This is a genomic window from Paenibacillus jiangxiensis, from assembly GCF_046098255.1.
GTDB lineage: Bacteria > Bacillota > Bacilli > Paenibacillales > Paenibacillaceae > Paenibacillus > Paenibacillus jiagnxiensis.
Genome location: NZ_JBJURI010000042.1, coordinates 43775 through 53928, shown reverse-complemented (window position 1 = coordinate 53928; position 10154 = coordinate 43775). Strand labels below are relative to the sequence as shown.

Sequence of the window (10154 nt, the reverse complement as noted above, 5' to 3'; positions counted from 1 at the left end):
TGGTTTCTTTTTGTTTGACGAAATGTAAGAGAGGGTCGTCCCTTAGTCATCTATGATGACTTTTGGGACACCCTCTTCACTTAGTTATAGAAGCTATCTTTAGATATAAGAGAGGATATCCTTCAGAGCATGATCTTCCTGATATCACAAGAAAAACTTCCGCTAAATGTGGTCTGTCTTCTTTGCAGGTGCATCGATAAAGGTTTTTATTATAATTTCGAACGCGATTGATCCGGCTTCACCCGAAGGCGAAGCAGCAAGTTTATAATCGGTTTCTTCGTTTTGCCGACAAGCCCGATCACTTCAGCGCCAATCTGCAGGAAGAACATCATGATACAGATGACAACAAAAGTAACCCAGTTAGCTTCGGCCATCGCGGCCGACGTCTGAATGACTGCCAGTACGCCAAAGAAGGCGGCAATACCGTAAATAATCAGTACAGTCTGTCTGTGACTGAAACCGAGTTCACGCAGACAGTGATGCAGATGTCCTTTGTCCGGAGAGAAAATCGGTTTCTTCTGCAGCTTGCGCCGTACAATGGCGAAGAAGGTATCCGACAGTGGAACACCGATGATGATCAGCGGCGTAATAAAGGACACAACCGCAATCTGCTTATATCCAAGGAGTGACAGCATCGCCAGGCAGAAGCCCAGGAAAAGCGAGCCCGTATCTCCCATAAAAATTTTAGCTGGATGAAAGTTAAAAAATAGAAATCCTATAATACTTCCCAGCAGCACCAGACACAGCAAAGCGACAGGCACATTGCCCATCAGCATGGACATCACAAAAATGGTGCCGATAGCGATGCCGGATACACCGGCTGCAAGCCCGTCCAGTCCATCAATCAGGTTAATAGCATTCGTTACGCCGACAATCCAGAAAATGGTCAGCGGAACGGAAATCCAAATTTCCAGCGAGGAGTAAGCATCCATAAACGGAATATCCACAAAGTCAACACGAATATTAAATCCGAAAACAACGATGCAAGCGATACCGATTTGCACCAAAAATTTGAGTTTGGCATTCAGATCGAAGCGGTCATCCAAAGCGCCGATGATAACAATCATGGCCCCACCGATCAAAAAGGCAGCAATGAAGTTCGTATCCCGTGATGTCAGTACCCCTTCCGGTATGAACGGCAGCAGCGCCAGCGTCGTTAAAATAAATGCCAGGAATATTCCCAGCCCTCCCAGGCGAGGCATGATTCTGGTATGAACTTTACGGGCGTTCGGCACATCAACGGCCCCCACCTTGACAGCGAACTTTTTTACAAGCGGCGTTAAGGCTAAAGCCAGTGCCAGTGCTGCGATAAAACCAATGATATAGATCGGCAACATTTGATCATTCGACCCCCATTTTTAACGTGAATCTTTTTCACCGTTACCTTTACCATGTGAAGATTTGGTGAAAATGATCCAACCGCATTGAATTATACTCCGATCAAAAATAAATACCAACCTTTATTTTATGGCAATTTAGGCTGTTTAAACGCCGTATTTCCGCTTATGAGCCCATTTTCGTCACGTTTTCTCTTGCACGCAGCACTTTCACTGCGAATTTTGGCAGCGCAAGCATCCTTTTATATCGGCTCGGCTCCTTCAGCAGGCGATAAAACCATTCGAGCCGCAGCTTTTGAAAGACAACAGGAGCCCGTTTCGTTTTCCCGGATATGACGTCAAAGCTGCCGCCTACCCCCATCATCACAGGAACGCCCAAGCGTTCCTTGTATCTGGAAATCCACGGTTCCTGCGTGTCCGCCCCGCGCGCTACGAACAGCAGATCGGGTGCGGCCTCCCGTATGGCCCGGATCACCTCATCATCCTGATCGGGCCCAAAAAATCCATCCCTTATACCGCATATCGCAACTCCGGGATAAAGCTCCTTTAACCTGGCGGCTGTCGCCTGAATCACTTCCGAGGTGGTGCCAAGAAGATACGCTTTCCAGCCGCGGGTTTCTCCCACCTTGAACAATTCGTGCATTAGGTCAAATCCGGCCACCCGCTCAGCCACGGGCATGCCCGCTACCTCTGCCGCCCAGACAACGCCGGTTCCGTCAGGCACAAGCAGCTCCGCATCCAGCATCACCTTCAAGTAATTAGGCTCTTCCAGAGCTTTCATGACCATAATCGGATTGGCTGTAATAATCTGATGAGGCCTCCCGGAATCAACAGCCTCTGTCAGCCACGCTACGGTGTCCTGCATGTCGAGCCTTGATACCGGTATTCCAAAGATCGGGACCGTCGGAACAGTTTGCTGCTGCATCACTTTCAATCATCCTTTACGACTCAAATATTCGATTATTTGCCGTGCAGGCAGCCGGGCTTCCTGCCGCAGCGCTTGAATGGCAGCTGCCCGGCTGCCCCGCCATGCTTCACGACCATCAAGCAACGCAGCTGTCTCTGCCGCAAGCTTGTCCCCGCTAAGCGTATCCGATGAACCGACCGGCTCGCTTCCGATCCTGCTCAGAAAATGATTGATTTTCGGGTCATAAGATATGCCGAGCAGCGGAACCTCTCTGGAAGCGGCATAGATAAGACTGTGGAGCCGCATTCCGACAATAAGGTCACATCTGCTAACCTCCAAAAGCATTTGCTGAGGGTCCGTGATCTCCTGCTCCATGCTGATGCTGCTTCCATTTGCACCTACATCGCCCAATTGTTCAAGAACATATTGGGAGGCCTGCACGTCATCAGGCAGGTGAAAAGGCAGGAAGCGCAGATGCACGGGCCGCTCGGCACTGAGCTTGCGCAATCCGTCGGCAATGGCCTTTAGCTCTCTTCTTTCCTTATCCCAATAACGTACCGATATGCCGATAACCGGCATGCCGGCAGGAGACAATCCGTTTGGACCGGAGTCCGCATTCGCGGGCAGCGGAAGCCCCATCACAGGATCCGGGACGACGTTCACGGAGGAACGCTGCACCCCCATCGCCGCCAGCAGATCCGCCGACTGTTCATCACGCACCGAGATATATTTACAACGTTTGAATACTGACTTAATCAGCGGGTAAAACCATTTGCGCTGCACCGGACCAATTCCCTGTGCATAGACAAACGTCGGCTTTCCTGCCCACTGTGCCAGCTTTAATATAGCTAAATAATAAGGTATGGTCTTGGGGCTTGTGGCATCCTGCAGCAGGCTTCCACCTCCACTGATAAGCCCCGAACTTTCACGTATAGCAGCCCTGACCTCCTTCAGGCTCATCCGGTGTACCGCGCGCACGCCATACATTTTCTCCGTCCATGCGGGATCGGAAGAGAGGACGATGGGCTGGGCGGTCACTCCCGCTTGCTTACCTGCTTCCTCCAGGGCTGTTAAAATCGATTTCAGGACAGCCTCATCCCCGCTGTTGCGGAAGCCGTAATAGCCGGAAATTACAATTTTCGGAGCCGAGGAGACCATCTTGTCCAAACTCCTTCCAGCACCCGCCATACGACAGCGCCAATCATTCCGATAATGAGGCCCATGCCAAGACCGAGCAGCCCGCGAATCAGCGAAATCAGAACCGGAGAGTGGATATGAGCAAACGTATCCACCATCGACAGCTGTCCGATGACAGCAATAATCATCACATAAACCGCTTTGCGGTATTTAAGCGCCGCAAATGCCCCGACAATAAACAGCGGATGAGCCATCAAGAATTCCTTGGTGCGCGGTCTGACTCCAAACGTATTTTCCATAAACGTACGGAAAGCCATCTCATAAGAAGAAACAGAACCGGCATTTCCCGTACGGGAGATATAATAGTAACCGGCCGCCGCCACAATGACCAACGCGACAACCATCCATACCGTAATAGGCATCCGCAGCAGCTTCGGAACTTCCGTTTTAAGAGAGATTCCTCTATAGAAGAACAAATACACGGCTATCAGGAAAATGGGAGCAAAGTGCAGCAAGCTTACTCCTCTGAACTGATCAAGCACGAGACTGTAAGTGATGTTGTTCAGCAGTGCGATGACAAAAGGTACGGCTGCCAGCGACAGAATCGAAGTCTGCACATACAGAAGCACGGTTTTGCCAAGCCGGCCTCCCGTAGAAAGTTCAGGATTCCGGTCGTGAAGCGCTGATATTTTCCGCACAGCCAGCACCATAGCCACTGTAGGACCGCTGATCGCAACAGCCAGTGCGAGCGCCTGCTCCATCAGGCTGGAATTCAGCACATACAAGCCAGCGCAGCCGATGAGGCCAAGGATAAAAGCAACCAGAGTCAATACAGGGAGGAAATAGGAAATCATAATGGCGGTCAGCGCAACAGCACCTGCAACAGCCACCATTTTAAAATACCGCTGCATCGGAGAATCGCTTACATGGAAAGGCTCGGCTTGTCCGATTGTAAAGCCGTTATTTTCTATACGTTGCACAGCATTGCCAGGCTCAGCCAGCGAGTGCACCAGATTATCAACGGAGTCTTTCACCTTCGCTTCGGCAACACTGCGGGTAGGGACTGTATTTAAATAAATAATCCGTATATTTCTGTCCTTGGTTGCCAGAACAAATCGGTCGGCAATGGTCTGAACATCCAACGACGAATCGGCTTCACTCAGCGAAATCAGACGGACCACGTTATAATCTATCAAATAAGCAAGCTTGTTAAACCCAAGCTGGGGAGCTTTCAGGCCTTCGATTGCCGCCACGCCGATGCCGTGCTTGTTCAGCAGCTCGGCAAAAGCGGTAATGCTGTTCAAATCAGCATCATCGTGGAAGCCCTTGACAGACTCGCCTTCAAACAGAATGCGCTTTACCCCATTGGCCTCAAAATTGGCAAGCGTGCTTTCCACCAGCTGCTGGTTGTATGGCAAGCTGTCCGTCATCCGCGGCATAATGTCAAAGCCTTTGGAACGGAGCATCGCCATGGCAACCGGGTCCGGCTGCATCGGCTTCAGGGAAGCATCCTCCGGAGAAGTTTCAATAACAAGACCGCTTTGGCCTTCATAGCTCCACGGGTTAACCGCAATGCCCAGGCTGGCGAAGGTCTCTTTGATCATCGGTATATATGCATCCGCACTTTCCTTGTTCAAAAACTGAACGTAGGTAAAATTCTGATTTCCCGGCACAAGCTGTCCTGTCATGCGGGAAACGTCTTTTTCATTATAAGTAACGATACGGCGGGCCTTTTCCAGATCACTCAAAGTGCTCTCATACAGCGCCATGGAAGTGACGCCCGCTTCCTTCAGTTTGTCTAGCTGTTCGTTCAAGTAATCCTGGGGACGTGCCTGGTAAGATGCGGCATCCGTCAAGTCACGGTAATCAAATACAAATTCAACTGATTTGGATGTTTTCTCCGTCTGCAGACGATCGCTGATCACCGGCATAGCCGCAATCAGACCGATTACGACCACGGCCCACAGCCATTTCCGCGCGCGGGTATTCCAATACTGCCATTTCTGATACACCAAAGTACCTCCTCATCATTCGGCATGGGATACAGATCTTTCCGATACAAACGGCTGTACCGCACACCCTAAAAGCGAACTTCCGCTCAGGCCAAACCACGGCTGCGAATTCACCATGAAATTCCAGCTCAAAAGCGGATGACCTCCCCCGGCTTGCTGCCCATTGCCGTGAGAGGTCACCGTTGGCGTTCCTGATTTTGTTCTTAAGCGTCTACACGGGACATAACGGCTTCCACCAGACGCGTTATCTTACCCTCCGCATCCGGAGTGGATGAGCCGCGCACCGCAAAGTACACCTTGATCTTCGGCTCAGTCCCCGATGGACGCAGGCAGAACCATGAACCGTCCTCCAGCATGAACTTGAGGACATTCTCTTTCGGAAGTCCATCCAGCCCTTTGGAGTAATCCAGCACTTCCTTGACCTTCACACCTGCGATTTCAACGGCCGGGTTATTGCGCCACTGGGTCATCAGAGATTGGATTTTCTCAACCCCGTCTTTCCCCTTCAAGGTCCGCGACTCAAGTCTCTCCTGGAAGTATCCGAACTTCTCATACAATTCCTCCAGGACATCATACAGTGTTTTTCCTTGTGTGCTGTAATAAGCAGCAGCTTCAGCGATCAGCATCGCAGCCAGAATGGCATCCTTGTCACGCGCATAGTTGCCGGCGAGATAGCCATAGCTCTCCTCGTAGCCAAACAAATAGGTATGGCTTCCGGTTTTATCGAACTCGTTCATCAGCTCGCCGATATATTTGAAGCCTGTGAGTGTGTTAAATACGGTTGCGCCAAAATGCTCGGCAATGACTGCCCCCATCTCGCTTGTCACAATCGTTTTGACCACTGCACCATTCTTCGGCAGCTTGCCTGCTTCTTTAAGCTGGTCCAGCAAATAGTATACCATAATTGCACCGGACTGGTTGCCGGAAAGCACCACATATTCGCCGCTCTTGTTTTTCACAACCGCCCCCATGCGGTCGGCATCCGGGTCTGTTCCGAGCAGAAGATCCGCCCCGATTTGACTGCCGAGCTCAATAGCCAGCTTGAAGGCATCACGCTCCTCCGGATTCGGTGACTTCACGGTAGAGAATTCGGCGTCAGGCTGTTCTTGTTCAGGCACAATATGCACCTGCTGGAATCCGAGCTTCTTCAGCACCTCACGTACAGGCAGATTGCCTGTGCCGTGCAGCGGGGTAAATACCAGCTTAAAGTCCTTGCCCGGACCACTCGTAATCAGCTCACGATTGACGCTGACCTCGGCGACTGTGTTAATGAAGGCTTCATCCTCATCAGCGCCAAGCCATACAAGAAGCCCCTGCGCCTCCGCTTCTTCGCGTGAAATGCGGCGCACCTCGGAGAAGGAAGGAACCTCCCGTATGTAACCGATCACCTTCTCGGCCTGGTCCGGCACCAGCTGGCCGCCCTCATGGTTATACACCTTATACCCGTTATATTCAGGCGGGTTATGACTGGCCGTAATGACAATGCCTCCGGTCGCCTGCAAATGACGGACCGCAAAGGAAAGCTGCGGCGTTGGACGCAGCGACGGGAACAGCTTCGCTGCAATGCCGTTGCCTGCAAGGACCAGTGCGGCTTCCAGCGCGAATTCCGGCGAAAAGTGACGGGAATCATGGGCAATAACGACGGAAGGCTTGCCTTCCCGGTCGCCATGCTCCTCCAAAATATACCGTGCAAGTCCCTGGGTAGCACGACCAACCACATAGCGGTTCATCCGATTGCTGCCCGCGCCAATAACTCCCCGCAGTCCGCCGGTGCCAAATTCCAGTTCTTTATAAAAACGGTCCTCAAGCTCCTTATCGTTGCCTTCCAAAGCCCGCAGCTCCTGCTTCGTCTCCTCATCGATCGCAGGATCCTGGAGCCAGTGCTTAATGCTTTCCATGGCTTGTGTACTCAATTGTGACATATAGTGATTCCCCTTCCTACTATTATTATTAGAATTGGGATTGCCTATGTAAGCTCAGTGAAAATAACCGTTTCGTGGAATGATCTGTTTGGCTCCTATGAATCAAGAAAGGGCAAACATGATCTCTCCCTCGGCAACGATTTTATCGCCAACGCTGGCGGTTGCTTTCCCTTTACCGATGGAGCCTTTCAGACGAATAATTTCCACCTCAAGACGCAAAGTGTCTCCCGGCACGACTTGCCCCCTGAACCGGAAGTTGTCCAGTCCGGCCAAAAAGCCGATTTTGCCGCGATTGGCTTCAACCTTAAGGATCGCCACCGCACCGACCTGCGCAAGCGCTTCTGTAATCAGCACACCCGGCATAACTGGATAACCGGGAAAATGTCCTGTGAAGAACGGTTCATTCATGGTGACATTCTTGATGCCTACCGCCCTCTTGCCTTCTTCCAGTTCAACAATCCGGTCTACCAGCAGAAACGGCGGGCGATGCGGAATAACTTCCTGAATCTGATTGATATCCAACTGTACATTTTCCATAACGATCATCTCCATATCCTTTGCATAAAAGCAGTTCAAAGCGGTAATAAATATTGATATCCTTACACTTGCTGCAGAAGTGAAGGTTAAGATAAGGGGCTTTTTCCGCCAACCAGCAGAAGAGGGCGTGAAAAAGCCCTTTTGACACGAATATGCGCAAAACTCCCCCATCATTATACATTTTCCGAGGGTAAAAAGAAAATTCCGCCCAAGTACCATTTTGCATGCCCCTGAAGCTTTACAATCAGCCTATTCATGCTAAGGGTTTAAGTTTCTCTGCAATGACGTGAAAAAACCGTACAGCTTTCGCCGTACGGTTAGGTTTTTAAAAAAATTATATATGAGTACCATTTGGAAGCTATGGAGCAAACACCAGATCAAACACATGCCGCCATGTAGCGATGTCAAACACATCCCCGAGACTATGCTTGCCCACAACGACATAACCGACAATCATCCCCCCGAGCAGGGAAATGACAAGAAGCAGCGGAATCACAAAATGACGTGCAATCCGCCATCCGGATTTTCTTACAACTGCCGTTTGTTTCTGTTCTGTCATCACTTTACCGCCTATGCCCGCAGAGAGTTGGCCAGACCCATCATCGTATCGCTGGAAGTGAGCGCCCGTGAAGCCATCTGGAACATCCGCTGAATTTGCATCATTTCCGTCATCTCATCCGTCAAATCCACGTTGGACTGCTCAAGGTAGCCCTGACGAATCGCCGAAGTTGCGGGAACCACAGTGGCTGCCCCCTGTCCGAATACGTCATCCTCCGTGACTCCTGCAGACAAAACAAACGTATTGTCAGGCCCCTGTGCAAGACCCTCGGGTCGCTGCGGCTCAACAAATTGAAGCTGGTGGGCAACGTAAGGCGTGCCTGTTCCATTATCCCGAACCAGCAGATTGCCTTGCCTATCGATCGCCACCTTCGAGCCTATCGGTGCTGTCACCGGAATGCCGTCCCGGTCGAGCACGGCATGGCCCTCCGATGTAGTCAGCAGCATGCCGGTGCCAAGCGGATCCGGGGTAAAGCTGAAGCTGCCATCACGTGTCCAGGCCTTTTGGCCATTAACTTCAACGGCGAACAGCGCGTTCCCCTCAATGGCCAAATCCGTTGGATTGCCCGTTTCCTGCAGCGACCCCTGCTTCATGTCTGCGCTTATGCCTGTCGCCTTGACACCGAAACCAAGATTAAAGCCAAGCGGCGCAGCCCGTCCAGCCTGGCGGTATGTCTCGGGCTGCTGTTGAACCCGTGCAAGTACGTCCTCAAAGGAAGCATCCTTGCTTTTATAGCCCGTGGTATTCACATTCGCCACGTTATCGGCAATCGTGTCCAGCCGTTTCTGCACGCTGGCCATCGTAACCATAGCGCCGATCATGGAGTTATTCATGGCTTGATCCCCCCTATACCCGTCCTACCTGGTTAACAGCCTTGTCAAGGCTTGCATCATAGAACTGAACGACTCTCTGATTGGACTCATAGGCGCGCTGTGCCGCCATCATATCGACCATGGACTGGGTGGCGTCCACATTGGAGCCTTCAAGATACCCCTGCCTGATCTCCACATTATCCCCGTCCTGCAACATTCTGGCGGTTGTGCCATTTTGCGTGTCCAGTCTGAAATTACCGTTTCCTTCACGAACCAGCTGATAAGGCTGGTCGATGATGCTTATGCCGAGTGTAATTCCTGTTGGAATATGATCCCCGTTCAGAAGCTCCCCTTGTCCGTTTACTTTAAGGTCTTTCACGGCTCCGGTCAAGGCTATGGGGTTTCCAACTTCATCCAAAACCTGCACTCCGGTAGATGTGCGAAGCGTTCCGAGCCCGTCCACCTTGAAATGCCCGTCACGTGTATAACGCACATTTCCCGCCTCATCCCTGACTGTAAAAAAAGCTTCCGGTTTGTATGTGACTTGTCCATTGGCATCCACATATTTTCCGGAGGGATCAAAGCGCACAGGCTGTCCTGTCGCCGGATCATTGACGATGATATCGGACACCAATGCAAAATCAGTGGTTTCTCCGCTTTGCTTGAGAGGGCCCTGAACATATGGAGAGAGGCTCTCCTCCGCAAACACTCCCGTATTCAGACGGCCTACGGTACGGTTAGGATTATCCGCATAGCCTCCTGTCATGGCGATAAGCATCTCCGGAAAAGAACGCTGCACAGCCGTTTCCTGCTTGTATCCCGGTGTGTTGAGGTTGGCGATGTTTTGTGTGACCGTATCATGACGGCGCTGCTGGGTAATCAAACCTGCGGCGGCAGTATAAAGTCCTCTCAGCATAACTGGCGGTTCAGC

9 protein-coding genes are annotated in these 10154 nt (G+C 51.4%); all 9 read right to left on the bottom strand.

What is annotated here, in order from left to right:
• Window positions 1-209: 209 nt before the first annotated feature.
• The 9 genes from ACI1P2_RS28505 to ACI1P2_RS28465 all read right to left on the bottom strand — a co-directional run bounded on the left by ACI1P2_RS28505 (window position 210) and on the right by ACI1P2_RS28465 (window position 10139).
• Window positions 210-1337, bottom strand: a complete 1128-nt coding sequence (locus ACI1P2_RS28505) for a glycosyltransferase family 4 protein (RefSeq protein WP_355326424.1) — start codon at window positions 1335-1337, stop codon at window positions 210-212.
• Between the two features lie 166 nt (window positions 1338-1503).
• Entirely contained in the window at window positions 1504-2262 is a 759-nt protein-coding gene (locus ACI1P2_RS28500; RefSeq protein ID WP_355326436.1) for a WecB/TagA/CpsF family glycosyltransferase, read from the bottom strand.
• A 9-nt stretch (window positions 2263-2271) separates the two neighbouring features.
• Window positions 2272-3402: a polysaccharide pyruvyl transferase CsaB gene (gene csaB / locus ACI1P2_RS28495; RefSeq protein ID WP_355326421.1), complete on the bottom strand. Its 1131-nt coding sequence runs from the start codon at window positions 3400-3402 to the stop codon at window positions 2272-2274.
• Window positions 3375-5393, bottom strand: coding sequence for a DUF5693 family protein (locus ACI1P2_RS28490; RefSeq protein ID WP_355326418.1), 2019 nt, complete (start codon window positions 5391-5393; stop codon window positions 3375-3377). The genes csaB and ACI1P2_RS28490 overlap by 28 nt, the downstream gene beginning before the upstream one ends.
• Before the next feature lie 203 nt (window positions 5394-5596).
• The gene (locus ACI1P2_RS28485) at window positions 5597-7315 is read right to left on the bottom strand and encodes a phospho-sugar mutase (protein ID WP_355326415.1); all 1719 of its coding nucleotides are present in this window, start codon (window positions 7313-7315) and stop codon (window positions 5597-5599) included.
• A gap of 102 nt (window positions 7316-7417) precedes the next feature.
• Window positions 7418-7852, bottom strand: coding sequence for a 3-hydroxyacyl-ACP dehydratase FabZ (fabZ, locus tag ACI1P2_RS28480; protein ID WP_355326412.1), 435 nt, complete (start codon window positions 7850-7852; stop codon window positions 7418-7420).
• A gap of 358 nt (window positions 7853-8210) precedes the next feature.
• Window positions 8211-8411 (bottom strand): DNA-directed RNA polymerase subunit beta, encoded by a 201-nt coding sequence (locus tag ACI1P2_RS28475; RefSeq protein WP_355326409.1) that lies wholly within the window; start codon window positions 8409-8411, stop codon window positions 8211-8213.
• Between the two features lie 11 nt (window positions 8412-8422).
• Entirely contained in the window at window positions 8423-9244 is an 822-nt protein-coding gene (locus ACI1P2_RS28470; protein WP_355326405.1) for a flagellar hook-basal body protein, read from the bottom strand.
• Between the two features lie 13 nt (window positions 9245-9257).
• Complete coding sequence (locus ACI1P2_RS28465; protein WP_355326433.1) at window positions 9258-10139, bottom strand: flagellar hook-basal body protein; 882 nt, start codon at window positions 10137-10139, stop codon at window positions 9258-9260.
• Window positions 10140-10154 lie beyond the last annotated feature (15 nt).